Source organism: Limimaricola pyoseonensis, from assembly GCF_900102015.1.
Lineage (GTDB): Bacteria > Pseudomonadota > Alphaproteobacteria > Rhodobacterales > Rhodobacteraceae > Limimaricola > Limimaricola pyoseonensis.
This window is the reverse complement of the sequence record NZ_FNAT01000002.1, coordinates 561,285-584,295: the sequence shown is the minus strand read 5'-3', so window position 1 is coordinate 584,295 and position 23,011 is coordinate 561,285. Positions and strand designations below refer to the sequence as shown.

Genomic DNA, 23,011 nt, shown 5'->3' with positions numbered 1-23,011 from the left:
GCCGCCGTTTTTCATGCCTTGAGCTCTGTCTCGAGGCCGAGATGCGCCTCGCCGAAGCCCAGCTCGACCGTCAGGCCCTCCGTGCTCGAGGTCCGCACGAAGCCGCCATGCTTCTGCACCATGGTCCGGATCATCCGCCAACCCAGCGAATCCGAGCGCTCGGGCCGCTCCATCCCCTCGGTCAGGCCGCGGCCGTCATCCGACACGACCAGCTTCAGCATGCCGTCCTCGCGGCGCACCGAAAGGTGGATGCGGCCCTGCGAGCGGCCCTCGAAGGCGTGCTTGCAGGCATTGGTCAGAAGCTCGCCCGCCGCCAGCGCGATGTCGGTGGCGGCGTTGCCCTTGATCGGCGGCGCCTCGCCCGTGACCACCACGCTCACCTCAAGATCCGCGGTCGAGAAGGCGGCGCGCGCCTGTTCGGCCACGTCGCGCAAGAGCGGCACCAGCGGCGTGCGATCGGCGGTCGAGGCGCGCTGCAGCCGGTCGTGCAGCGCGGTGATCGCCTTCACCCGCAGCTCGAGATCGCGCAGCACGTCGCGCGTCTCCTCCGACCGGGCGCCGCTGCGCGACAGCCGCATCAGCCCGCTGACCAGCGCCAGGTTGTTCTTGGTGCGGTGATGCACCTCGGCCATCAGCAGGTCGCGCTCCTCGAGCGCATCGAGCAGCTCGCGGTTCTGCTGGGCCAGCATCGCGGCCGGATCGGCGCGGCGCATCCCGGCCAGCGCCTCGCCCACCGCCCGCGCCGTCTCGGCCAGCGCGCCGGGGGTGAGCGGTGTGCAGAAGCCGACCGCGACGCGCGTGCCCTCGGGCCCGGTCTCGATGTCGAAGCGGTCGGCCATGCGGTGCACGCCGCGCAGGCCCAGCCCGAGGCCGGGCCGGTCGCCCGCGACCGGCGCGCTGCCGTTCAGCCAGGCCTCGACATCGGGGATGCCCGGGCCCTGGTCCGCCGCCTCGGCCGACAGCAGCACCCGCGGCCCGTCGGCGTCGAGCGACAGGGTCAGCCGGCCGCCGCCGCCATGCTGGACGAGGTTGCGCCCCAACTCGAGCAGCGCCGTCACGATCCGCGTCTCTGCGAACTTGGCAAAGCCGCAGATCCGCGCCGTCTCCTGCCCGGTCATCCGCAGCCGGACGATGTCGTCGTCGCCCTCGATCTTCAGCGTCGTGAGCCGCATCACGCCCCTTCCGTCATCGCCAGCCGCGCCACCAGGGCGCAGGCATCGTCGCGGCCGCGGTTGCGCCCCTGCATCAGCTGCGCGGCGATCATGGCGCAGCTCGCCCCGGCCATCTGCGGCAGCTCGCCGATGCTGCGGATCGAGGCCAGCCCGTCGCTATGCAATATCAACGTGTCGCCGGGGGTGAAGTCCACCTGCTCGACCGGCGGCGTGCGGGTCTGGCCGCCGATCCGGCCCTCGCGGCAGATCAGCCGCCGCAGCCGGCCGTCGCCGCCGAACACCATCGCCGAGATGTTGCCGATCCCGGCGAAGCGCAGCCGCCGCTCCGCCGCCTCGATCTGCGCCAGCCCGATCACCGAGCCGCGGCTGCCGGCGAGGCCCTTGGACAGCGCCGTCAGGCTCTGCGCCGGATCGTCGCCGCGCTGCGCCCCGAGCCCCGCCACCGCCTCCTCGGCCGCGTCCTGCGCGCGCGGCCCGTGGCCCAGGCCGTCGATCACCGCAAGATCGACCCGGCCGCCGACATCGCGCGCGGCGAAGGCGTCGCCGCAGGCGCGGTCGCCGGGGTAGTTCATCAGGAAGGCCCCGGCCTCGACCCCGCCCAGCACCGGCCGGGCGCGGCCGAAGCGGCACAGCACCACCGTGCCCGCCCCGGGGGTCGAGCGCATCTCGAAGCCGTCGGCCAGCCGCCGCATCGCGCCCAGGCCGCCACCGGCGGAGCCTGCGGTCGAATAGCCGTCGGCCAGCGCCGCGTCCGGATCGGCGATGCCCGGGCCGCGGTCGATCGCGGCCAGCGCCAGCGTCGCCGGGCGGCCCGGCTGGACCTGCAGCAGGATCTGGCCGCCTCCCGCGTGGCGCAGCAGGTTGGTGGCCATCTCCGTCGCCACGATCGCCGCGGCCTCGCCGCGTTCCTCGGAGAGCCCGGCGCCTTCCGTCAGCTGCCGCGCCATGCGGCGCGCCTCGGCCACGGCGCTCGGCTCCGCGATATCGACCACATGCCTCATAGCTTCGAGACCATCTCCACTGTCGTGCCGCCGCCGGGGCGGCTTTCGATCCGGAACTCGTCGACCAGCCGGCGCGCGCCGCCCAGCCCCTTGCCCATGCTGCGCGCGGTCGAGAAGCCGTCGGTCAGGGCCAGCTCGAGATCGGCGATGCCCGGCCCGGCGTCGCGGCACAGCACCCGGATCCGCGCCGGCCGCGCCAGCTGCCAGACCTCGAGCGTGCCGCCGCCACCATGATCGAGCGCGTTGCGGGCGATCTCGCTCACCGCCGTGACGAAGCGGGTCTTGCGCAGCGCCCGCGCGCCCATCGCGTCGAGCAGCTTCGAGACCGCGAGCCGCGCCGCGGCGAGATCGCGTTCGCGGCACAGCTCCACCCGCGCCGCCGGCTCGCCCGGCGGCCGGTTCACGCCAGGCCCTTGGCCTTCAGCGCCCTGAGCGCGTGGCTCAGTGACAATGCCGTGCGACTGCCGGCCAGATCCATGTCGAGCTCCACCAAGGTCATCGCCACCGCCGGGCGCATGCCGACGATGTAGGTCTCGGCGGCCAGAAGGCGCGAAATCGCCGAGAGCTGGGCGAGGATCCGGCCGACGAAGGTGTCGACGATCTCCAGCGCGGCGATGTCGATCACCACGCCGCGGGCCTTCTGGCTCACGATCCGCTCGGACAGCTCTTCCTGCAGGTTGATGATGTCGGTGTCGGTGATGTTGTCACGGATCGCGACCAGCAGCACCTTGTCGACCGAGTAGATCGAGGCCGCTTCAGACACGGGTGTCCTCGATCCGGGCGATCGAGAAGCCGACGCGGCGGAACGCCTCGGCCAGCGCGGCGCGGATCGTCGGCCGGGTGGTCACCTCGCCGACGTCGACGCCGAGCTCGACCATGGTCTGGGCGATCTTGGGTGAGATGCCCGAGATGATCGCCTCGGCCCCCATCAGCCGCACGGCGGCCGCGGTGCGCAGCAGGTGCTGCGCGACCTGGGTGTCGACCACCCGCACGCCGGTGATGTCGACGATCACCACCTCGGCCTGGTGCTCGACGATGGCGTTGAGCAGGTTCTCCATCACCTCCTGCGCGCGCATCGAGTCGAGCGTGCCGATCAGCGGGATGGTCAGCACCCGCTCCCACAGCTGCACCACCGGGGTCGACAGCTCCATCATCTCGGCGCGCTGGCGGTCGATGATCTCGTCGCGCTCGGCGATGAAATGCTCGTTGATGTGCATCGCGAAGGCGTCGACCACCCGGCCGAAATCGGAGACCTCCTGCAGCAGCCGGCCGGTGTCGTCCGACAGCCGCTCCTGCAGCAGCGAGGCGACCGGCTGCTTCAGCGCCAGCACGAAGGCGGTCATCTCCCACGGCGCGACGCCGCGCTCGGTGCGCACCAGCGTCACTTCCGACAGCGCCAGCCGCAGGTCGGACCAGGCCTCGGCCTCTATGTCGACCGCGGTCGAGAGATCGGCCTGCTGCAGCGCCGCGGCGAAGGCACGCAGCAGCTCAGACAGCTGGCGGCGGCTTTCGGCATCGCTGAACAGGTCGGGGCGGCGCACGCCCTCGCGCTTCTGGGTCGCGAACCAGGCCTCGAGCACCGCCTCGAACTCTTCGGCGAGAATGGTCTGGACCTCGGACATCTGGGCGGCGGTCATGGCGGCTCCTGCAATTGCGGCGTTATCGGGATAAGGACTGGCGGCGGCAATGAAAAGCCACCTTCGCCCCCGAAGGCCGGTTCCCGCGCAGGCAGCACCCCGCCCGTCCGGCTCAGCCGCCGCGGTGCCGCCCGAGCACGGAGGCCGCCCGACCCAGCGCCGCGTCGAGATCGGCGAAGGCCCGGCTCATCGCCGCGGGATCCTCGCGGCGCGGCGGCTGCGGGGGCCGCGCCCCCGGCTTGGGGCGCGCCGCCAGCCGCTCGGCCAGCCCCGGCACGGCCCAGATCCGGGCCGAGCGGCGCCGGGTGATCTCGCGCAGCAGGCCCTGCTCGCTCAGCGCCCCGATCAGGTTGATCGCGCCGCGCGGCGTGATCGCCAGCCGTTCGGCCAGTAGCGGCGCGCTGAGGCAGGGCGCCTCGGCGAAGACCTGCGCCGCGTCGCCCAGCCGCGACCGGCCATGCCGCCCTTCCCCGACCTGCCGCGCCCGGCGCAGCCAGTCGCGCGCCCGCCCGATCCGGCCGATCTCGGCCGCCAGCACGCGCTCGAGCCCGAAAAACAGGTCGGCCAGCCCCGCCGCGCTGCCCGGCGACCAGGGCCGGAACCCGCCATCGGTGAGCGCCAGCGCCGGCAGCGCCACCCAGTCCGCATCGACCCGGCCAGACAGGCCGCGCAGCGGGTCGTCCTCGATCCGCGCCGCCCCGCTGCGCCGGGCCGAGGCGCCGCGCAGCGCGCCCTCCACCCCCATGAACAAGAGCCGCTCGGCGATCGGCGCGCGGCGCTCGGTCGCCTGCGCGAAGCGCGCCGCCACCCGCGCCGCCGACAGGATCGGCGGGTCGTCGTCCCGCAGGTCGTCGAAGAGGCCCGACATGCCCTCTGCCGGCAGGCCGGCCATCCCGGCGGCGGCGGCATAGCGCAGGAGGGCGGGCCCCGTGTCGGCGATCGGATCGCCCGGCGCCTTCATCGCCCGGATCACCGCCAGCGCCAGCTCGCCGGCCACCGGGTCGGCCCCGGCGCGTCCCGCGCCCGCCACGCGCGGCAGAAGATCCGTCTCCGACAGGCGCAGATCCTCCATGGCGGCCGAGGCCACGGCTTCGGCGACGGCCAGTTCGGAGCGCCAGAGATTGCCGGCATCGGGATCGGCGCGGGCGAAGGCCTCGATCCGCGCGGCGAGCACCTCGACCCGCAGCATGTCGAGCGCGCCGATGCCGCGCTCCGCCTTCCGGGCCATGATCCGCCTCCCTGCCTGCCGCCCCGCCAGACTGCCCGGCCGGGCCGGGCCTGTCCATCGGGACGCGCGGCGCGTCTCCGGCGGTGTGGGGAATGGGCACATGCGTCGCGGTCGGTGATTGGCGGAGGAGGTGTCCGCCCGCGCGCATTCCAACCTGTTCCAGTAATGCATAAAATACAGTTCCTTATGCCCCGCGCAATGCTTGCAACGTCCATAGCCGTCCCCCATATTCCAGCTATAAATGGGGGACGCGATGGCGGACGGTCAGAACAGGCGGAGTGGCACGAAATCTGGCAGACACCCGGAGAAGGCGCTTTCCGCCGCATTCGTGCGAACCGTGAAGAAGCCCGGCAAATACACCGACGGGCACGGCCTGTTTCTCAAGGTCGATGCAAACGGCGCGCGACGCTGGGTGCAGCGCATTGTCATTCGCGGCAAGCGGACGGAAATCGGCCTTGGGTCGGCTTCGCTGGTCAGCCTCGCCCAGGCGCGTGAGACGGCGCAGGAGAGCCGCAGGCAGGCACGGCAGGGGGGCGACCCACTCAGGGCCAAGCGCGAGGCACAGGCCACGCTCAGTTTCGAGGAGGCGGCGCGCAAGGTCCACGCCATCCACGCTCCGGCATGGCGTAACGCCAAGCACGCTGCGCAATTCATCTCGACGCTCGAAACCTATGCCTTCCCCGTCATCGGCGCGCAGCGCGTGTCCGACATCACCACCGCCGACCTTCTGGCAGTGCTGCAACCCATCTGGCTGGAGAAGCCCGAGACGGCGCGCCGAGTCCGGCAGCGCATCGGCACCGTGATGAAATGGGCCATTGCGCAAGGATGGCGGCAGGACAACCCCGCCGAAGCCATCTCCAGCGCCCTGCCCCGCCAGAGCCGCGCCCAGCGCCACCGAAAGGCCATGCCCTATGGCGAGGTCGCCGGTTGCCTCAAGACCGTCCGCGCCTCCAAGGCTAACCCGTTCACCAAGCTGGCGTTCGAACTGCTGGTGCTGACGGCCTGCCGCTCGGGTGAGGTGCGGCTGGCAGTCTGGTCCGAAATGGATCTGGATCGCGCCGAGTGGACGATACCAGGCGAACGCATGAAGGCGGGCCGCGAACATCGCGTGCCGCTCAGCGACCATGCCATTGCGGCGCTACGTCAGGCGCAAGCGCTGGGCACCGGGTCCGGCCTCGTTTTTCCCGGCGCGAAGGCGGGACGACCCCTCTCGGACATGACGCTCGCCAAGCTGGTCAAGGAACTCGGCTTTGACGTCGACGTGCATGGTTTTCGCACCTCATTCAAGACGTGGGCGCAGGAACAGACTAGCATACCACGCGAAGTGTCCGAAGCAGCACTAGCGCATACTATACGTGACAAGGCTGAAGCTGCTTACGCGCGGTCGGACTTGCTCGAAAAAAGGCGGCGCTTGATGGAAGATTGGTCAGCATATCTGCTATCAGTACCGGCCACACAATCGAAAGCACCCTGATGTTCTACAAAGATGACTGGATGCCACTATCTGACTCTTTCAGGGTGCTGCACGCGGCAGAAACATGGGTCAGCACGGCCAATGGCTTTGACATCGATTCGACCGTCAGAACCACATCCAAACACCTCTGGACACACTTAAACGAAGTCGATCAAATTGGCGTCCTCCTCTCAAATGGAGAAATAGTTTTTGCCTCTAAGCGCCTAGTCGATGATGACTTTTTTGGAGAACGATCAAATGCACATGTCGACCTACTCATAGGGACCGTTGGCTCAACTACAGCTGAGGAAATAGAGCATTTCAGATCAAATGATGACTTAATAAAGCGATATGGGCCCTTTCTTGGCTGCCCAATCCTCCTAAAGCAAAAAGAATTTATTGGGTATATGGCGAAGTCCTATCCAGAATTCGAGCACAAAAGCGCGTCTCAATCCGTGCGGGCTAGTGAACACCAGCTTCGTGAAGTCTCCAAACGGAGAGGCCCCCGCAAGTATGGGGACGGGTGGGTTGAAAAAGTCGTAAAGAACGAGTTCTTAAGGCGCTTGAGGAAAGGCCTATTACCCTCAGACCAAAGAGACGCCACGACAATGGAGGCGATAGAGTGGGTAAAGATTGTGTTTGAGGAGGACGTATCGCGGTCCACCATGCAGCGATATCTGGCACCCGCGTTCCGCGAGATGGACGCCCATATTCCCGACAGATAACTTGGGCACGGTAGTCGAATTATGGGCAGCTTCTGCTGTTCCCAAACCTCAGCCTACTCGCCATTTTCCGAGCATACCAACGTGTTCGGAGAAGTTCCAAAATGTCTATCCGTCATTTGCGTCGCAACGACGTTGAACACCTGACCGGCCTTAGCCGGTCGAGCCTCTATGCAATGATGCAGAAGGGGCAGTTTCCCCGCCCCGTCCGGTTGGGCGAGCGTGCAGTCGCTTGGCCGGAAAGTGCCGTGCAGGACTGGCTCGCCAGTCGCCCCACCGCCCAGTCCGACATCGGGTAAGACAACACCCGCGTCTCAATGAGAGCGCGGGCGCTGGGTAGTCCGTCCAACACTATCCATACCAAAGCCCGCCTCTCACCGACAAGAGGCTATCGCGATGATAGTGAACGTTCTTCTGCGGGAGGGCGAACGCCCCCGCACGCTTACGCTCAAGGGCCGGCTCGGCTGGACTATGCATCAGCTGGCACAAGCCGGGTCGCGCGGGCTCACGCCCCTTGAGCGGCCCGCGCCTCGCTGGTCAGGCTACGTCCACGACCTGCGCAAACTGGGCGTCTCCATCGAAACCGAAATGGAGCCGCACGAGGGAGCCTACAGGGGTCACCACGCGCGTTACCGGCTGGCCTGCGCGGTCGAAGTCACGCCGGTAAGCAGGGAGGCTCAGCGATGACCCTGCCGCTTCCGAAGACTCCGCCCCGCATCGTCCCGCCCAGCGCACGGCGCGTCATGCTCAAGCACGGCCTGCCCGAGCCTACGGCCCGGCTCATTGCAGCCCTGGCCTATGGAGGCCCGAACAATGGCTAGAGGCCGCAAAGGCAAGCGACCGGAGGAGGGGCAATACGCCCCCCTCCCCTACGCGCTACTTAAATCGCGTGCGTGGCGCGCGCTGTCAGGTCCGGCCATCAAGGTCCTGCTCGAACTGCACACCCGCTACAACGGCGGGAACAACGGAAAGCTGTTCCTGTCGCTGAACGAAGCGGCGGAAACGCTGGGCATAGGAAAGGCAACCGCTCAGCGCGCGTTCGACGAGTTGCAGGACAAGGGCTTCTTGGTCCTGACCAAGCAGGGCAATTGGTATGGGCGTCAGGCGAACGAATGGCGCATTACCACCAAGCCCGAAAACGGCAGGCCGCAGAGCACGGCCTCGAACGATTGGCAATCGTGGCGGCCGAAAACAGAACGCGGTTCTGTAACGGACCCGTCGGCCTGCCCCATGGGTCCGCCTCGAAACCACCTCAATCGCCATGGGTCCGCTCGGAAACCCGTCAGGCCGGTTTCGCCGGTCACGCCGGGTTCTGAGATGGGCCGCTAATACATACCACTCCCCTGTAAGGAACGGACCATGACGCAGCCACCCACGGCACCACGGAGCACCCGAACCGCCCCCCGCTTCCGCACCTCCGCCAATGGTGTCGTCTCCATCGTGACGGACGGACCCGAGCAGCTACGCGAGCTGTTCGGGACCAAGACAGGCGAGGCCGCATCCGGCCTCATGCGAACCGCCATGAATGCGCTGGGCAGGAGCGGCGAGGACTACCGCGACCTGCTCGCCGCCATGGCTGTTGAAATCGAACCCCGCGATGGCATCGAGGCCATGCTGGTCGTGCAGATGGCCGCGACGCATACGGCGATGGCCGAAATGGCGCGGCGCATGATGGATACGACCGGCGGCTATCAGGTCCGCGAGAGCCTAGAGCGCTCGATGACCCGGCTAAGCCGCACCTACCTCGCGCAGATAGAGGCACTGAAAAAGCACCGCGCAAAGGCGCAGCAGACGGTGCGGGTCGAACGCGTCACCGTCGAGAACGGCGGACAGGCCGTCGTCGGCAATATCCAGCACGGAGGGCGGCCTCATGTCGAAGAATGACGACAACCCTATAAGCAAGGCGCGCGCGGCCTCTAGATGCATTCGCTGCGTAGAAGCAGGCAGGCGTGAGGTCCGAGAAGGGAAAAACGATATTCTCCGACCTCATGGGCGCCACAAGGCGCCAAAGATACAAGACGCGAATCCCCGTCCGTCGAAAAGCTCACCCTCGAACCAATGGAATTTCGTAATACCAACCGCCCGCAACGGAAAGGCATCGCCAGAAATTCCTCCAGATCAATATTGAACCGATCTGCCCTCCAAGTTTTTCTTAGAGGGCAGAAGAATAGTTAAAAGGCCAATGCACGGCACGTTCCCACATGCATGGTCCACATGCTGAAAAAACCGGCAGCATGTCCAAACCACAAATTGAATTCAGCCCTTTTCAGGGAGCTCCCGGGAGGTTTTCGGCGCAGCCCGATTGGGCTTGCACCTCCGCTCTTGCCTAGCAAGGTACTCCCGCTCACGCTGTGCACGATTCATATCGGCCATTTCGTCAAACGGGTCATCTATCCTTTTTGGAGTTTTATTTTCCATGATTCGCCCTCCTGGCCCCACCCTCTACCCCTCCCCAGCACAAAGATAGTGATTCGCTGCACACATTTTCCGCGAATCACCCGAACCACCCTTAAGGCAATGAATACGCTCAAGGCTTTGAATAATAAAAATGGCGGCACAGGCAGTGCCAGCCGAACAAAAATCTGAGCGAATCGAGGTCGATGACCTTGGCTCTGGGACCCGTGCTGGAGCCAGAGCTAACCCTACAAACACCCCGGTCCCGCCCTACTGCCTTCACCAAGAACATGACGGATGGAAAACCATGAACATAGCCGGATCATCTTCCGAGCTGGAAACTGCCCTCTTGGCCTCGGGGGTCGCCACACCATGCCCGGGCCAGTTGCAAGAATTGGTGGTCGGGAGGCGCCAAGAGGAGGATTGCTGCCAGTTCGCAACAGCTATGATGGCCGAGCAGGGACTCCACGACGGCATCAAGGCCGTGCTGGTCATTCAGATGACCGTGACGCACGCCGCAATGACAGAGCTGGCTCGGCGCGAGTTGAATACGACCGGCTGCTACCACGTGCGCGAGAGCTTCGAGCGATCGATGATCCGCCTGAGCCGCACCTACCTCGCGCAGATGGAAGCGCTGAAGAAGCACCGGGCTAAGGCACAGCAGACGGTGCGGGTCGAACGCGTTACTGTCGAGAATGGCGGACAGGCCGTCGTCGGCAACGTCCAGCACGGGGGGAGGCATCACGGTGAAAGGTGACGACAACCCCATGAGCAGGGCCCATGCAGCCCCCAGATGCACCGCCACGTCCAAACGTACGGGCGTGAGATGCAAGGGCCCCGCTGTCAAAGGCTGGAACGTGTGCCGCTTCCATGGCGCGGGCGGGGGGCACTCAGCAGGCAGCGCCCACCCCTCCTACCGGCATGGCAGGCGGTCACGGGAATGGGCTCGAACCCGGCGCGACATTAACGGGTTGCTAGGAGCGGTCCGGCCGTACCGGCAGACAGGCGAACACAGCTCATGACACCCGGCCCACCAGAAACGCAGTCGCGACTAAGCAGCGGGAGCGGGCTCGCCCAGGCCGACCTCAAGGCGGCAAGTAGAGAATGAACGGGCTGCAAACCAAACCGGTTGCCGCCTTCGCGCGCCATCAGTTTTGCAACCACTATCATGCGCGCGCGGATGGGTCCTTACTCGACCAAGCTATGAAGGATTGTTCCTGAATGGCACGGATCCAAGCCTTAACCGACGCACTCAAGACCAAGCGCTTTGCCCGCCGAAAACTACAGCGATGCGAAGTGCACCTAGCGAGTGTTCGGCACCATCGGGGGTTGACGGCTTTTCATGGAGAGCGACGAGACGGACGGGCTGCGCATCTGCATGTGGTCGAGGCGGAGAAAATATGGGCAGAGCATGGCGAGCCAAGGCTTACCCTGCCCCCCGGAGGCCGTTCGGGGGGCAGAACACTCGTAAATGAAGCTCGGCCATGGCTTCCACCTAGCAGGCACTCAAGCTCCTCATGCGCCACAAATGGTCCGGCGACATGCTCAATCTCTTGGATGGCGCAGTATCAGCTCTTGATTGGATCGGGGTGCGGCTTGTCGCCGGGTTGCGGCTGCGCCGGGTCCGATTCCTGATCGAGTGTCGCTGCCTTGTCTCGCGCGTATTGGGCGCGCTTCTTGTCGTCTTCATCCCTCGCGAGATTGCGACTGGCGGGGTTGCGGTTTGGCTGAGAAGTGTCGGCACCCATTATTGGGCCCTCCATAAAGCCAGAGAGGGAATACCCCTCGGCCACTACACAGATGGGGCACCTGAGCGCCAATACGACCCCGCGGGAGCCACATCGCTAGCAAGCCACGGATAAGGCTCAAATGAATCATCTCCTGCGACGATGATCGAAGGTCAGGACGGAGGAGTGAGTTGCCCGCACTCCGAAACACTTTGATTTGCAGACGTCAGCACAACGGCGCGAACAAAACGGCACGCTGTTCCTCTCCCTTAACGAGACGGCGGAAACGCTGAGCATCGGCAAGACCACAGCCCAGCGCGCGTTCGGCAAACAGCAGGGCAACCTCACGTAGATGGAAGCGCTGAAGAAGCACCGCGCTAAGGCCAATAAACCGTCTGAATAGCGCGCGTCACAGTCAAACGCGGTAGACAGGCGGTCGTGGGTAACATCCACCATGGTGGGCAGCATCATATCAAAGAATGACGATAACCCCATGAGCGGGGCTCAAGCGGCCCCTAGATGCGTCGCCACGCCTAAGCGAACGGGTGCAAGGTGTAGAGGCTCAGCTCTCAGAGGATAACGCGTATGCCGGTTTCGTGGCGCAGGCGGTGGGCGCTACGCTGATGAGAGGCATCCGTCCTACCTGCATGACAGGCGAGCACGGGAATGGGTTGACGCTGAACGCAACATCAACGAACTGACGAGACGTGTCAGGCCTCTGATAACAAGTAATCTCTTACAGCGGCAGCCTGCCCCCCCGGAAAAGTAAGTAGGGCGGCGGAGTCGAAGACCCGTGCCTCACCTTCGTGTGCATCGAGCTTAGGCAGGAAACGGGGTGGGGGTGCGCGAAGTCTCATCGCTGCCGAGCTGGGGACGGACAGCATTCTGAAAACACCCGCATCCGCAATTTGGAGAATGATCCCCCCTGCCCTCAATGCGGATTATGAATGGGGGTTTAAATGGGGGACGGTCCAGCGTCACGCGCCCCTAAATCACTGTTATACTTAAACATTCTAAAGAAACTTGGCGGAGGAGGTGGGATTCGAACCCACGGTACGCTTCCACGCACGACGGTTTTCAAGACCGTTGCATTAGACCGCTCTGCCACTCCTCCGGCGCGACCGCACTACGCAAGCCGGCGCGATTCGGGAAGGCCCGGGCGGCGCGGGAAAAATCCCGCCCATATCCGCGCCGGGCGCTTTCCATGCCGGCGGGGCACGGATATGCTGCCCGGCGCGGCGGCCCGTCCGACGGGACCGGCGGCCGCAAGCAGCAATCACGGCCGGCCAACGGCCGGATCCGCCAGGGCGGATCGCGCAAGCGAGGGGCAGGATGATGTCTGGCTATGGTTTCGCACGCCGTGCCGCGGCTCTGGCGGCGCTCGCGCTGCTCGCCGCCTGCGGCGACGCGCAGGGCCCCGGTGGCGGCGAGGCACCGGCCAAAAGCACGGAGATCGTCTCCCGCGACGTCGAGGCGCCCAATATCTTCCAGGTCACCGAGGCCGGCCTGTGGGACGGGCGGCCGTCGCTGGGCGGCGTCTGGGTCGCCTATCCCGGCGTCGACGTCGAGCAGATCGGCCAGGTGGTGATCCGCAACACCGCCAATGGCCGCTTCGTGATCGGCGCGCTGTTCCGGCGCGAGCGCGAGGCGCCCGGACCGGCGCTGCAGGTCAGCTCCGAGGCGGCCGAGGCGCTGGGCCTCCTGGCCGGCGCGCCGGCCGAACTCAACGTCACCGCGCTGCGCCGGGCCGAGCAGCCGGCCCCTGAGGCGCCCGGCGCCACCACCGATTTCGACGACCCCCAGCCGATCGAGGCGGTGCCGCTCGAGCCCGCCGCCGCGGCCGGAGCGATCGAGACCGCCGCCCTGCCCGCGGCCGAGGCCTCGACCACCGGCGCCGTAACGGAAGTTCCCGCCCGCCCCGAGCCCGCCGCCGCCTCGGCGCTCGAACGCGCCTTCATCCAGATCGGCATCTTCTCGGTCGAGGCCAACGCCCGCGACACCGCCACCGCGATGGAGGTCGAGGGGCTCACGGCGCGGGTGCTGTCCTCGCAGATCCAGGACAAGCCCTATTGGCGCGTGGTGGTGGGCCCGGCCGCGACCGAGGCGGCCCGCGCCGACGCTCTCGCCCGTGTGAAGGCGCTGGGCTTCACCGACGCCTATTTCGTGCGAGACTGACACACCCGGCCCGCCCCTGGCGGGCCGCCCGATGCGATCGCGGGCCGCGCGCCCGCCCGACAGACCGGAGCCAGTGATGATCCGAGCCTTCCTAGCCGCCGCGCTGCTTGCCATGGGCGCCCTGCCCCTGCAGGCCCAGTCCTTCGAGACCCCGGCGCGCGCGGCCTTCGTCTACGACCAGACCACCGACACGGTGCTTCTGGAAAAGAACGCCGACCAGCCGCTGCCGCCGGCCTCGATGTCGAAGCTGATGACCCTCTACATGGCCTTCGAGGCCATTGCGGAGGGCCGGCTCAGCCCCGACCAGCTGCTGCCGGTCTCCGAGCACGCCGCCTCCTATGGCGGCTCGTCGATGTTTCTCGACACCACCGACCGGGTCTCGGTCGAGGATCTGCTGCGCGGCGTGATCGTGCTGTCGGGCAACGACGCCTCCGCCGTGCTGGCCGAGGCGCTCTCGCCCGACGGGACGGAGACCGGCTTCGCCCGGCTGATGACCGAGAAGGCGCGCGAGATCGGCATGATGAACTCGACCTTCAAGAACTCGAACGGCTGGCCCGCCCCGAACCACGAGATGTCGGTGCGCGATCTCGGCATCCTCGCCGAGCGGCTGATCGAGGAGTTCCCGACCTACTACCCGATGTTCGCCGAGCAGGAGTTCGAATTCGACGGCCGGGTGCCCTCGAACAGCCAGAACCGCAACCCGATCCTCGGGCTCGGCATCGGCGCCGACGGGCTGAAGACCGGCCACACCTCCGAGGCCGGCTACGGCCTCGTCGGTTCGGCCAAGCAGGGCGACCGCCGGGTGATCTTCGTCATCACCGGTCTCGACAGCACCCAGTCGCGCCGGGTCGAGAGCGAGCGCATCGTCAACTGGGCCTTCCGCCAGTTCGCCCAGCGCGACATCGGCGAGGAAGGCACCCGCATCTCCGAGGCCGAGGTCTGGATGGGCGAGCGCAACCGCGTGGGCCTCGTGCTCGGCGCGGACCTGTCGCTGCTGATGCCGGCCATGGGCTCGGAGGATCTGGCCGCCGAGGTGGTCTATGAAGGCCCGATCGAGGCGCCGATCGAGGCCGGCCAGGAGCTGGCCGAGCTGGTGATCTCGCGCGAGGGGCTGCCCGAGACCCGCGTGCCACTGGTGGCCGAGGCCGCCGTGGCGCGCGGCGGCTTCCTGCCGCGCGTGAAAGTGGCCGCGAGCGTGCTGTTCGACCGCTTCGGCCCCGAGGGGCTGGCGCTGCCCGGCCTCGACCCGCTGGCCGAGCCGGCCCCCGCCGAAGCCGAGCCCGCGGCCGAACCGGCCACGGCCGACGAATCCTGATCCGGTGGCGAACGGGCTCTTCATCAGCTTCGAGGGCATCGACGGCTCCGGCAAGTCGACCCAGGCCCGGCTGCTGGCCGAGCGGCTGCGCGAGGCGGGCCGCGAAACGGTCCTGACCCGCGAGCCCGGCGGCAGCCCCGGCGCCGAGGAGATCCGCCAGCTCCTGCTCACCGGCGACCCGGCCCGCTGGTCGGCCGAGACGGAGCTTCTGCTTTTCACCGCCGCGCGGCGCGACCATCTGGAGCGCACCATCCGCCCGGCGCTTAAGGCCGGCCACGCGGTGATTACCGACCGCTTCGCCGACAGCACCCGCGTCTACCAGGGCGCGACGCGCGGCGAACTGCGCGACACGGTCGACCGGCTGCACGCGCTGATGATCGGCGCCGAGCCCGACCTCACCTTCATCATCGACATGGCTCCCGAAACCGCGCTCGCGCGCGGGTTGGCGCGCCGCTCCGGCGAGGACCGCTTCGAGGAGATGGGGCTCGGGTTCCAGCAGACCCTGCGCGCGGGCTTCCACGCGCTGGCCGAGCAGTTCCCCGACCGTTGCGTGCGGATCGACGGCGACCGTGCCCCCGAGGCCGTGGCCGCCGACATCGCCGCCATCGCCCTGCCGCGCGCGGGCCTCGCGCCATGAGCGCGGACGACCTCCCCGACCCGACCGGCCTGCCCGGCCTGCCGCATCCGCGCGAGACCACGCGCCTGATCGGGCAGGAGGCGGCCGAGGCCGAGTTCCTCGCCGCGCGCGCCGGCGGGCGGCTGCATTCCGGCTGGCTGATCACCGGGCCGATGGGGGTGGGCAAGGCGACGCTGGCCTACCGCATCGCCGCGCATCTGCTCTCGGGCCGTGGCGGGGCGGAGAGCCTCGACCTGCCCGAGGGCGACCCCGACCTGCGGCTGATCCGGAACGGTTCGCATCCACGGCTCTTCGTCCTCAAGCGCGGCCCGAACGACAAGGGCGACAGGCTCTCGGCGCAGATCCGGGTCGACGAGGTGCGCAAGCTCAAATCCTTCTTCCATCTCAGCAGCACCGATGGCGGCCACCGGGTGGTGATCGTCGATGCCGCCGACGAGATGAACCCGTCGGCCGCCAACGCCGTGCTGAAGGAGCTGGAGGAGCCGCCCGCCGACACCACGCTGCTCCTGATCTCGCACCAGCCCTCGGGGCTGCTGCCGACGATCCGCTCGCGCTGCCGGGTGCTTCGGCTGCGCCCGCTCGAACCCGCGCCGCTGGCCGAGGCGCTGGCGCAGTCGGGCGTCGCGAGCGACGCGCCAGAGGCGCTGGCCGTGCTCGCTGCGGGCTCGGTCGGCGGCGCGGCGCGGATCGCGCAGCTGGACGGCCGCGCGCTCTACGCCGAGCTGGTGGGCCTTCTCTCGGGCCTGCCGCGCATGGACCGGCCGCGCGCCATCGCGCTGGCCGAGAGCTGCGGCGGCAAGGCGGCCGAGACCCGCTTTCCGCTGCTTCTCGACCTGATCGACCTGCTGCTGACCCGCGCCGCGCGCGCGGGGCTTGCCGGCGAGCCCGACCTGCAGGGCGCCTCGGGCGAGGCCCGGCTGCTCGTGGCGCTCGCCCCCGACGCCCGCGCCGCGCGTCGCATCGCCGAGCTGCAGCAGGAGCTGTCGGCCCGCGCCCGGCACGGGCGGGCGGTGAACCTTGACCCTTCGGCGCTGCTTCTAGATATGCTGCTGAGGATCGAAGCGACGGCGGCGGAGACCGCCGCAGCCTAGAGGCCAGATGACTTCCCAAGACTTCCAACTCGTCGACGCGCATTGCCATCTCGACTTTCCCGACTTCGCCGAGGAGCGCGCCGCGGTGATCGACCGCGCGCTTGCTGCCGGCGTGACGCGGATGGTCACGATCTGCACCAAGCTGAAGAACGCGGACAGCGTCCGCGCCATCGCCGAGGCGCATGACCCGGTCTTCTGGGCCGCCGGCACCCACCCGATGAGCGCCGCCGACGAGCCGCTCGCCTCCGTGGAGGATCTGGTGGCGCTGGCCGCGCACCCGAAGATGGTCGGCATCGGCGAGACCGGGCTCGACTACCACTACACCGCCGAGAGCAAGGCGGTACAGCAGGAAAGCCTGCGCATCCATATCGAGGCCGCGCGCCGCACCGGCCTGCCGCTGATCATCCATGCGCGCGACGCCGACAAGGACATGGCGCGCATCCTGTCCGAAGAGCACGCCGCCGGCGAATACCGGTGCATGATGCACTGCTTCTCCTCGGGCGCGGGGCTCGCGCGCGCGGCGCTCGATCTCGGCTTCTACCTGTCGATGTCCGGCATCGCCGCCTTCCCGCGCTCGGGTGAGCTGCGCGAGATCTTCGAGGCCGCGCCGCTCGACCGCATCCTGGTCGAGACCGACAGCCCCTATCTCGCGCCGCCGCCGCATCGCGGCAAGCGCAACGAGCCCGCCTACACCGCCCACACGGCCAAGGTCGGCGCCGAGCTGTTCGGCCTGTCCCTGCCCGATTTCGCGGCGAAGACCAGCGGCAATTTCGACCGTCTCTTCGCCAAGGCCGCGGCCTGGGCCCCGGAACGGAGCGAAGCATGAGCGACCGGCTCGAGGCGCGCATACTCGGTTGCGGCTCCTCGGGCGGCGTGCCGCGGCTGGGCAATCGCTGGGGCGATTGCGACCCGGCCGAGCCGCGCAACGCGCGCACGCGCTGCTCGCTCCTGCTGACGCGGCACGGGCCGAACGGCGTCACCCGCGTGCTGGTCGACACCTCGCCCGACCTGCGCCAGCAGATGCTCGACGCCGGGGTGGGCGAGCTTGACGCGGTGGTCTGGACCCATGCCCATGCCGACCACGTGCACGGCATCGACGACCTGCGGATGATCGCCTTCAACATGCGGTCGCGGCTGCAATGCTGGGCCGACGCGCCGACCTCCGAGGCGCTGCTCGACCGCTTCGGTTATGCCTTCGAGACGCCGCCGGGCTCGGACTACCCGCCGATCTGCGACCTGCACCGGATCGCGGGCGAGGTGGTGGTGGACGGCGCGGGCGGCGAGATCCGTCTCACGCCCTTCGACCTCGTGCATGGCAACATCACCGCGCTGGGGCTGCGCTGCGGCGGCATGGCCTACCTGCCGGACGTCAACGAGATCCCCGAGGCCGCCTGGCGCCATCTCGACGGGCTCGACTGTCTGATCGTCGACGCGCTGCGCCGCAAGCCGCATCCGAGCCACGCGCATCTGGAGCTGACGCTCGACTGGATCGCCCGCGCCGCTCCGGCCCGCGCGGTGCTGACCAACATGCATTTCGACCTCGACTACGCCACCGTCGCGGCGGAGACGCCGGACCACGTCACCCCGGCCCATGACGGGATGACGCTCCACTTCGACATCTGAGCGCCGGGGACGCGCCGCGCCCCCGGCCCTTCCCGATCCACGCATCACCGCGGCCCCGGTCCGCGCGGAGCCGTCCGAATGCTGCTGCTGCTTTCCGTCACCCTGCCCGTCTTCCTCGTGCTGGGCTTCGGCTACCTCTCCGCATGGCGGGGCTGGATCACCGAAAGCGCCGTCGACGGTCTGATGACCTTCGCGCAGAGCTTCGCCATCCCCTGCCTGCTGTTCCTCGCCATCGCGCGGCTCGACCTCGCGCAGGAGTTCGAGTTCGCGCTGCTGGGCAGCTTCTATGCCGGCGCGCTGGCCGGCTTCGCGGCGGGGCTTCTGGGGGCGTATTACATCTTCGGCCGCACGCTCGAGGATTCGGTCGCGATCGGCTTCGTCGGGCTGTTCTCGAACTCGCTGCTTCTGGGCCTGCCGATCACCGAGCGCGCCTATGGCGCCGACGCGCTGCAGGCCAACTTCGCGATCATCGCGATCCACTCGCCGATCTGCTACGCCATCGGCATCACCGCGATGGAGCTGGCGCGCGCCCGCGGCGGCGCGCTGCGCCAGCTGCCGGGCAAGGTGCTCAAGGCGATGAGCCGCAACTCGCTGATCCTCGGCATCGGGCTGGGCGCGGTGGTGAACCTGTCGGGCCTGCCGATGCCCGAGGTCCTGGTGCAGGCGCTGGAGCTGATGGCGCGCGCGGCGCTGCCGGCGGCGCTGTTCGGTCTGGGCGGCATCCTCTACCGCTACAAGCCCGAGGGCGACATGCGGGTGATCCTCTACGTGGTGGCGGTGTCGCTGGTGCTGCACCCGGTCGTGGTCTGGGTGCTGGGCAGCATGGCCGGCCTCCGGGTCGAGGCGTTCCGCTCGGCGATCATCACCGCGGCGATGGCGCCGGGGGTGAACGCCTATCTCTTCGCCTCGATCTACGGCACGGCCAAGCGGGTGGCGGCCTCGGCGGTGCTGATCGGAACGGGAGTCTCGATCCTCACCGCGACGATCTGGCTGTCGCTGCTGCCCTGAGCGCGGAACCCTTCGAAGGACCCCTGTCAAACGTGAAACGCCCCGCGCGGATGGCGGGGCGTCTCGAAGATCGTGGTCCTGCGTGGCGCGGGATCAGCCCGGGCTCATGCCCCGAAGCCGTTCGGAGCGGCGGCGCAGCACCTCGAGCGTCACCAGCAGCACCACCGAGATCGAGATCAGCACCGTCGCGGCGGCGAGGATGGTGGGCGAGATCTGCTCGCGCAGGCCGGTGAACATCTGCCAGGGCAGCGTCTTCTGGCCGGCGGAGCCGACGAAGAGCACCACCACCACCTCGTCGAAGGAGGTGATGAAGGCGAAGAGGCCGCCCGAGACCACGCCGGGCAGGATCAGCGGCATCTGCACCTTGAAGAAGGTGCGCACCGGCCCCGCCCCGAGATTGGCCGCCGCCCGGGTCAGCGAGCGGTCGAAGCCCACCAGCGTCGCGGTCACGGTGATGATCACGAAGGGGATGCCCAGCGCCGCATGGGCGAGGACCACGCCCCAGTAAGTCCCCTGCAGGCCGATCCGGCTGTAGAAGAAATACATGCCGGCGGCCGAGATGATCAGCGGCACGATCATCGGCGAGATCAGCGTCGCCATGATCGCCCGGCGGAACGGCACATGCGGCTGGCTCAGGCCGATCGCGGCGAGCGTGCCCAGCGCCACCGACAGGAAGGTGGCCACGGGGGCGATCTTCAGCGAATTCCACAGCGGCACCTGCCAGTCCGGGTTGCCGAAGAAGTCGCGGTAGTGCTTGAGCGAGTAGCCCTCCGGGTCCAGCCGCAGCATCTCGGGCGTGAAGGTGAAGAAGTTCTCCGCGTTGAACGACAGCGGAATGATCACCAGGATCGGCGCGATCAGGAAGAAGAAGATCGCCGCGCAGATCGCCCTGTAGGCATAGTGCCAGATCTTCTGGCCGGTCGAGGCATAGGGGGGAAGTGCAGCCATTCTCTCAGCCTCCCAGCTTGACGTTGTCGATGCCGACGATGCGGTCGTAGAGCCAGTAGAGCACCAGCACGAGCGCCAGCAGGATCGAGCCGAGCGCGGCCGCCAGACCCCAGTTCAGCGAGGACGAGATGTGGTAGGCGATCCGGTTCGAGATGAACACGCCCTCGGTGCCGCCGACGATCTCGGGGGTGATGTAGTAGCCGATCGACAGGATGAAGGCGAGGATCGAGCCGGCACCGATGCCCGGGATCGAGAGCGGGAACCACACGCGCCAGAAGGCGGTCCAGTCGTTCGCGCCCATCGATTTCGCGGCCCGCACGTAGGAGGGCGGGATCGTCTTCATCACCGAGTAGAGCGGCAGGATCATGAAGGGCAGCAGGATGTGCGTCATGGCGATGATCGTGCCGGTGGCGTTGTTGATCAGCGCCAGGCGGTTGGCGTCCGACACGATGCCGATCCAGACCAGCGTGTCGTTGATCACGCCCTGCTGCTGCAGCAGCACCTTCCATGCGCTGGTCCGCACCAGCAGCGAGGTCCAGAACGGCAGCAGCACCAGGATCATCAGCACGTTGGCCGAGCGCAGCGGCAGCGTCGAGAGCAGGTAGGCGATCGGGTAGCCCAGCAGGATGCAGGAGAAGGTGATCGCCATCGACATCCACATGGTGCGCCAGAACAGCTTGAGATAGATCTGCTCGTCGTCCGGGCGCCACTGGGCATCGCCGCCCGGGCCGTTCATCATGTCGACCGAGTTCAGGAAGTAGCCGTCGGTATAGGCCGGGCTGTAGGTCTGGATGACCTGCCAGACCTCGGGGTCGAGCCAGTCCTCGTCGCTGTCCTCGAACAGCGCCCTGATCGAGACGGTCTCGAAGCTCGAGACGTCGACATCGGGGAAGTTCGCGGGCGCGGCACCGTTGGCGAGGTCGCGGTAGAGCGCGGTGTAGACGAAGTCGGCCACGTCCTCCTCGAGCGGGTCGTCCTCGTTCGCCTCGACGGTGAGCGTGGTCCAGGCGTCCCAGGCGTCGGCGGTCAGCGGCAGCGCGTCGCGGATCTCCTCCTCGGACATCCAGTTCGACCAGTTGACCGGATCCTCGAGCGCCGGTTCGGCCTCGACGAACTGGTCGGTGTAGATGTCGGTGTCGAAGCGGCCGACATCGCGGCCGGTGCCGCGGAACAGCGACGACAGGCCCGTCATCTCGTAGTTCAGCCGGCTGCCGAGCCGGGTGTGGACCTTGTATTCCTCGGCGATCACCAGGTCGGTGTAGAGCGCGTGGAACACCTCCTCGCCGGGCGCCTCCTCTGGCAGGGCCTCGTCGGCCTCGAGCGCGGCGACGGTGCGCGGCAGGGTCTCGGACACGATCTGGTTCTCGACCGAGCGGAACAGCATGTCGGCGATCGGGGCCACGAAGGCCACCAGGATGAAGATCAGCAGCGGCGAGATCAGCAGCAGGGCACGCAGCTTCTCGCGCCTGAGCGCGCGCTTCAGGCTGGCCTTGAGCGGCGTGCCGTCGGCCGCGAGCATCGGGCCTTCCGTCACCTCGCCGCCCGGCAGCGCCGCCATCGGCTGCTTCGGGGGTGTCATCGCGCTGTCGGTCATCATGCCTCCGTCAAAGGGGGTCGGGAGGGGGCCCGTTCGGCCCCCTCCCCTGTCGGGTCACGCGCGCGGCGTCACTGCGCGAGCCAGGCCTGGAACTTGCTGTCCAGGTCGTCGCGGTAGTCGGCCCACCATTCGTAGTTCTGCACGAAGGCGTTCTGCGCGTTGTCCGGGTTGGTCGGCATGTGCGGCGCCATGTCGATGCCCAGCTCGGCATGCTCGCCCACCAGCGGCGCGGAGGATTTCCGGGCCGGACCGTAGGAGATGTACTTGGCCTGGTCGGCGAGACGCTGGGTGTCGGTCGCGAAGTACAGGAAGTCCTGCACGCGGGCGAGCTGCGCCTCGTCGAGACCCTCGGGGATGATCCAGCCGTCGAGGTCGTAGGACTGGGTGTCCCACATCATGTTGACCGGCTGGTCCTGCTCGACGATGAGGCTGAACAGGCGACCGTTGTAGGTCGAGCCGAACACCACCTCGCCATCGGCGAGCAGCTGCGGCGTGTCGGCGCCCGAGGACCACCAGATGGTGTCGTCCTTGATGGTGTCGAGCTTGGCGAAGGCGCGGTCCTGGCCTTCCTCGGTCTCGAGCACGTCGTAGACGTCCTCATAGGCCACGCCGTCGCAGATCAGCGCCCATTCGAGGTTGTTGTGCGGCCGCTTCTCGAGCGAGCGGGTGCCCGGGAAGTTCTCGAGGTCGAAGACGTCGCAGATGTCGTCGGGCTCGTTGCCGTTCCACTCGGCCACGTCGTTGCGGTAGCCGAAGGTATAGGAGTAGGCGATCTGCGGGATGAAGCAGTCGGAGACCAGCATCTCCTCGCCGAAATCCTCCGATGCCGGGGTGCCGTCGGGCGCCGCGGCGAGGATCTCGTCGTGATCGACCTCCATCGCGAGGCCTTCGTCGCACAGGCGCATCGCGTCGGCGGCGGTGGCGTCGACGAGGTCCCAGGTGACGTTGCCGGCCTCGTTCTGGGCGCGCAGCTTGGCCACGGCCTCGGCCGAGCTTTCGTCCCAGGTGACGGTCACGCCCGGGTTCTGCTCGAGATAGGGCTCGACATAGGCCTTGAGCTGGCTTTCCTGATAGGCGCCGCCCCAGCTGACGATGGTCATCTCGTCGGCCATTTCGACATGGCTTTCCGCCCCGGCGATGGTGGCGGTGGCCACGAGCGCGGTGGTGGCGGTCAGAAGTCGAGTGATCTTCATGAAGTTCTCCCGTGTTGTACCCGGTTCTTGGTCTGACAGGGGGCGGCGTCCGGGCGGCCGTGCCCCGCATTCGGCGCGCCCCCTCGCGGG

At 67.8% G+C, this 23,011-nt stretch carries 23 protein-coding genes, 1 tRNA gene and 1 pseudogene; 14 read left to right on the top strand and 11 right to left on the bottom strand.

Annotated elements, in window-relative coordinates; translation table 11 throughout:
- Positions 1-11 precede the first annotated feature (11 nt).
- From BLT43_RS06655 to BLT43_RS06630, 6 genes are all read right to left on the bottom strand, one after another.
- The gene (locus BLT43_RS06655) at positions 12-1,172 is read right to left on the bottom strand and encodes a sensor histidine kinase (RefSeq protein WP_090111199.1); all 1,161 of its coding nucleotides are present in this window, start codon (positions 1,170-1,172) and stop codon (positions 12-14) included.
- Positions 1,172-2,173, bottom strand: coding sequence for an ATP-binding protein (locus tag BLT43_RS06650; RefSeq protein WP_090111198.1), 1,002 nt, complete (start codon positions 2,171-2,173; stop codon positions 1,172-1,174). Before BLT43_RS06650 ends, BLT43_RS06655 begins: the two co-directional genes overlap by 1 nt.
- A complete protein-coding gene (locus tag BLT43_RS06645; protein ID WP_090111196.1) occupies positions 2,170-2,577 on the bottom strand; it encodes an ATP-binding protein in 408 nt (135 codons plus the stop codon). Before BLT43_RS06645 ends, BLT43_RS06650 begins: the two co-directional genes overlap by 4 nt.
- Positions 2,574-2,936: an STAS domain-containing protein gene (locus tag BLT43_RS06640; protein WP_090111194.1), complete on the bottom strand. Its 363-nt coding sequence runs from the start codon at positions 2,934-2,936 to the stop codon at positions 2,574-2,576. The genes BLT43_RS06645 and BLT43_RS06640 overlap by 4 nt, the downstream gene beginning before the upstream one ends.
- Complete coding sequence (locus tag BLT43_RS06635) at positions 2,929-3,810, bottom strand: STAS domain-containing protein (protein ID WP_090111192.1); 882 nt, start codon at positions 3,808-3,810, stop codon at positions 2,929-2,931. The genes BLT43_RS06640 and BLT43_RS06635 overlap by 8 nt, the downstream gene beginning before the upstream one ends.
- A 112-nt stretch (positions 3,811-3,922) precedes the next feature.
- The gene (locus BLT43_RS06630; protein ID WP_090111190.1) at positions 3,923-5,038 is read right to left on the bottom strand and encodes a helix-turn-helix domain-containing protein; all 1,116 of its coding nucleotides are present in this window, start codon (positions 5,036-5,038) and stop codon (positions 3,923-3,925) included.
- Positions 5,039-5,291: 253 nt separating this feature from the next.
- Here BLT43_RS06630 and BLT43_RS06625 point away from each other — a divergent pair, with 253 nt between their 5' ends.
- The 7 genes from BLT43_RS06625 (at position 5,292) to BLT43_RS06600 (ending at position 10,364) form a co-directional block, all read left to right on the top strand.
- Positions 5,292-6,512 (top strand): tyrosine-type recombinase/integrase, encoded by a 1,221-nt coding sequence (locus BLT43_RS06625; RefSeq protein ID WP_090111188.1) that lies wholly within the window; start codon positions 5,292-5,294, stop codon positions 6,510-6,512.
- Positions 6,512-7,216, top strand: a complete 705-nt coding sequence (locus BLT43_RS18880; RefSeq protein ID WP_131802630.1) for a hypothetical protein — start codon at positions 6,512-6,514, stop codon at positions 7,214-7,216. Before BLT43_RS06625 ends, BLT43_RS18880 begins: the two co-directional genes overlap by 1 nt.
- 101 nt (positions 7,217-7,317) lie before the next feature.
- Complete coding sequence (locus BLT43_RS06620) at positions 7,318-7,512, top strand: helix-turn-helix transcriptional regulator (RefSeq protein ID WP_090111186.1); 195 nt, start codon at positions 7,318-7,320, stop codon at positions 7,510-7,512.
- Positions 7,513-7,609: 97 nt separating this feature from the next.
- Positions 7,610-7,900: a winged helix domain-containing protein gene (locus BLT43_RS19495; RefSeq protein WP_090111184.1), complete on the top strand. Its 291-nt coding sequence runs from the start codon at positions 7,610-7,612 to the stop codon at positions 7,898-7,900.
- A 126-nt stretch (positions 7,901-8,026) separates the two neighbouring features.
- Positions 8,027-8,542, top strand: coding sequence for a helix-turn-helix domain-containing protein (locus BLT43_RS06610; protein WP_090111182.1), 516 nt, complete (start codon positions 8,027-8,029; stop codon positions 8,540-8,542).
- 30 nt (positions 8,543-8,572) lie between these two features.
- Entirely contained in the window at positions 8,573-9,097 is a 525-nt protein-coding gene (locus tag BLT43_RS06605; RefSeq protein ID WP_090111180.1) for a hypothetical protein, read from the top strand.
- 817 nt (positions 9,098-9,914) lie between these two features.
- Complete coding sequence (locus BLT43_RS06600) at positions 9,915-10,364, top strand: hypothetical protein (RefSeq protein ID WP_131802629.1); 450 nt, start codon at positions 9,915-9,917, stop codon at positions 10,362-10,364.
- Between the two features lie 811 nt (positions 10,365-11,175).
- On the opposite strand, the gene BLT43_RS18875 is transcribed toward BLT43_RS06600, so the two are convergent.
- Positions 11,176-11,355, bottom strand: coding sequence for a hypothetical protein (locus tag BLT43_RS18875; RefSeq protein WP_131802628.1), 180 nt, complete (start codon positions 11,353-11,355; stop codon positions 11,176-11,178).
- Between the two features lie 1,003 nt (positions 11,356-12,358).
- Positions 12,359-12,448, bottom strand: a tRNA-Ser gene (locus BLT43_RS06595).
- Positions 12,449-12,669: 221 nt separating this feature from the next.
- Here BLT43_RS06595 and BLT43_RS06590 point away from each other — a divergent pair.
- The 7 genes from BLT43_RS06590 (at position 12,670) to BLT43_RS06560 (ending at position 19,183) form a co-directional block, all read left to right on the top strand.
- Positions 12,670-13,509, top strand: a complete 840-nt coding sequence (locus tag BLT43_RS06590; RefSeq protein WP_242652235.1) for an SPOR domain-containing protein — start codon at positions 12,670-12,672, stop codon at positions 13,507-13,509.
- A gap of 76 nt (positions 13,510-13,585) precedes the next feature.
- Positions 13,586-14,824, top strand: coding sequence for a D-alanyl-D-alanine carboxypeptidase family protein (locus BLT43_RS06585; protein WP_090111174.1), 1,239 nt, complete (start codon positions 13,586-13,588; stop codon positions 14,822-14,824).
- Between the two features lie 4 nt (positions 14,825-14,828).
- A complete protein-coding gene (gene tmk, locus BLT43_RS06580) occupies positions 14,829-15,461 on the top strand; it encodes a dTMP kinase (RefSeq protein ID WP_090111173.1) in 633 nt (210 codons plus the stop codon).
- Positions 15,458-16,552 (top strand): DNA polymerase III subunit delta', encoded by a 1,095-nt coding sequence (locus BLT43_RS06575; RefSeq protein ID WP_090111171.1) that lies wholly within the window; start codon positions 15,458-15,460, stop codon positions 16,550-16,552. Before tmk ends, BLT43_RS06575 begins: the two co-directional genes overlap by 4 nt.
- Positions 16,553-16,559: 7 nt before the next feature.
- Positions 16,560-17,378: a TatD family hydrolase gene (locus BLT43_RS06570; protein ID WP_090111168.1), complete on the top strand. Its 819-nt coding sequence runs from the start codon at positions 16,560-16,562 to the stop codon at positions 17,376-17,378.
- On the top strand, positions 17,375-18,175 hold the full coding sequence (locus tag BLT43_RS06565) for an MBL fold metallo-hydrolase (protein ID WP_090111166.1): 801 nt from the start codon (positions 17,375-17,377) through the stop codon (positions 18,173-18,175). The genes BLT43_RS06570 and BLT43_RS06565 overlap by 4 nt, the downstream gene beginning before the upstream one ends.
- Before the next feature lie 78 nt (positions 18,176-18,253).
- Positions 18,254-19,183 carry an AEC family transporter gene (locus tag BLT43_RS06560; RefSeq protein ID WP_090111165.1) on the top strand — a complete coding sequence of 310 codons (930 nt, stop codon included), beginning with the start codon at positions 18,254-18,256 and terminating at the stop codon, positions 19,181-19,183.
- A gap of 93 nt (positions 19,184-19,276) precedes the next feature.
- On the opposite strand, the pseudogene BLT43_RS06555 reads toward BLT43_RS06560, so the two are convergent.
- The 3 genes and pseudogenes from BLT43_RS06555 to BLT43_RS06545 form a co-directional block, all read right to left on the bottom strand.
- A pseudogene (locus BLT43_RS06555) lies at positions 19,277-20,122 on the bottom strand (ABC transporter permease); the annotation flags it as partial.
- Between the two features lie 13 nt (positions 20,123-20,135).
- A complete protein-coding gene (locus BLT43_RS06550; protein ID WP_242652234.1) occupies positions 20,136-21,710 on the bottom strand; it encodes an ABC transporter permease in 1,575 nt (524 codons plus the stop codon).
- 86 nt (positions 21,711-21,796) lie between these two features.
- The gene (locus BLT43_RS06545) at positions 21,797-22,921 is read right to left on the bottom strand and encodes an extracellular solute-binding protein (RefSeq protein ID WP_090111161.1); all 1,125 of its coding nucleotides are present in this window, start codon (positions 22,919-22,921) and stop codon (positions 21,797-21,799) included.
- Positions 22,922-23,011: the final 90 nt, after the last annotated feature.

Coding starts and splice junctions, on each gene's coding strand:
- BLT43_RS06655 (WP_090111199.1), bottom strand. CDS start 1,172: ATGCGGCTCACGACGCTGAAGATCGAGGGCGACGACGACATCGTCCGG.
- BLT43_RS06650 (WP_090111198.1), bottom strand. CDS start 2,173: ATGAGGCATGTGGTCGATATCGCGGAGCCGAGCGCCGTGGCCGAGGCG.
- BLT43_RS06635 (WP_090111192.1), bottom strand. CDS start 3,810: ATGACCGCCGCCCAGATGTCCGAGGTCCAGACCATTCTCGCCGAAGAG.
- BLT43_RS06630 (WP_090111190.1), bottom strand. CDS start 5,038: ATGGCCCGGAAGGCGGAGCGCGGCATCGGCGCGCTCGACATGCTGCGG.
- BLT43_RS06625 (WP_090111188.1), top strand. CDS start 5,292: ATGGCGGACGGTCAGAACAGGCGGAGTGGCACGAAATCTGGCAGACAC.
- BLT43_RS18880 (WP_131802630.1), top strand. CDS start 6,512: ATGTTCTACAAAGATGACTGGATGCCACTATCTGACTCTTTCAGGGTG.
- BLT43_RS06620 (WP_090111186.1), top strand. CDS start 7,318: ATGTCTATCCGTCATTTGCGTCGCAACGACGTTGAACACCTGACCGGC.
- BLT43_RS19495 (WP_090111184.1), top strand. CDS start 7,610: ATGATAGTGAACGTTCTTCTGCGGGAGGGCGAACGCCCCCGCACGCTT.
- BLT43_RS06610 (WP_090111182.1), top strand. CDS start 8,027: ATGGCTAGAGGCCGCAAAGGCAAGCGACCGGAGGAGGGGCAATACGCC.
- BLT43_RS06605 (WP_090111180.1), top strand. CDS start 8,573: ATGACGCAGCCACCCACGGCACCACGGAGCACCCGAACCGCCCCCCGC.
- BLT43_RS06600 (WP_131802629.1), top strand. CDS start 9,915: ATGAACATAGCCGGATCATCTTCCGAGCTGGAAACTGCCCTCTTGGCC.
- BLT43_RS18875 (WP_131802628.1), bottom strand. CDS start 11,355: ATGGGTGCCGACACTTCTCAGCCAAACCGCAACCCCGCCAGTCGCAAT.
- BLT43_RS06590 (WP_242652235.1), top strand. CDS start 12,670: ATGTCTGGCTATGGTTTCGCACGCCGTGCCGCGGCTCTGGCGGCGCTC.
- BLT43_RS06585 (WP_090111174.1), top strand. CDS start 13,586: ATGATCCGAGCCTTCCTAGCCGCCGCGCTGCTTGCCATGGGCGCCCTG.
- BLT43_RS06575 (WP_090111171.1), top strand. CDS start 15,458: ATGAGCGCGGACGACCTCCCCGACCCGACCGGCCTGCCCGGCCTGCCG.
- BLT43_RS06570 (WP_090111168.1), top strand. CDS start 16,560: ATGACTTCCCAAGACTTCCAACTCGTCGACGCGCATTGCCATCTCGAC.
- BLT43_RS06565 (WP_090111166.1), top strand. CDS start 17,375: ATGAGCGACCGGCTCGAGGCGCGCATACTCGGTTGCGGCTCCTCGGGC.
- BLT43_RS06560 (WP_090111165.1), top strand. CDS start 18,254: ATGCTGCTGCTGCTTTCCGTCACCCTGCCCGTCTTCCTCGTGCTGGGC.
- BLT43_RS06550 (WP_242652234.1), bottom strand. CDS start 21,710: ATGACACCCCCGAAGCAGCCGATGGCGGCGCTGCCGGGCGGCGAGGTG.
- BLT43_RS06545 (WP_090111161.1), bottom strand. CDS start 22,921: ATGAAGATCACTCGACTTCTGACCGCCACCACCGCGCTCGTGGCCACC.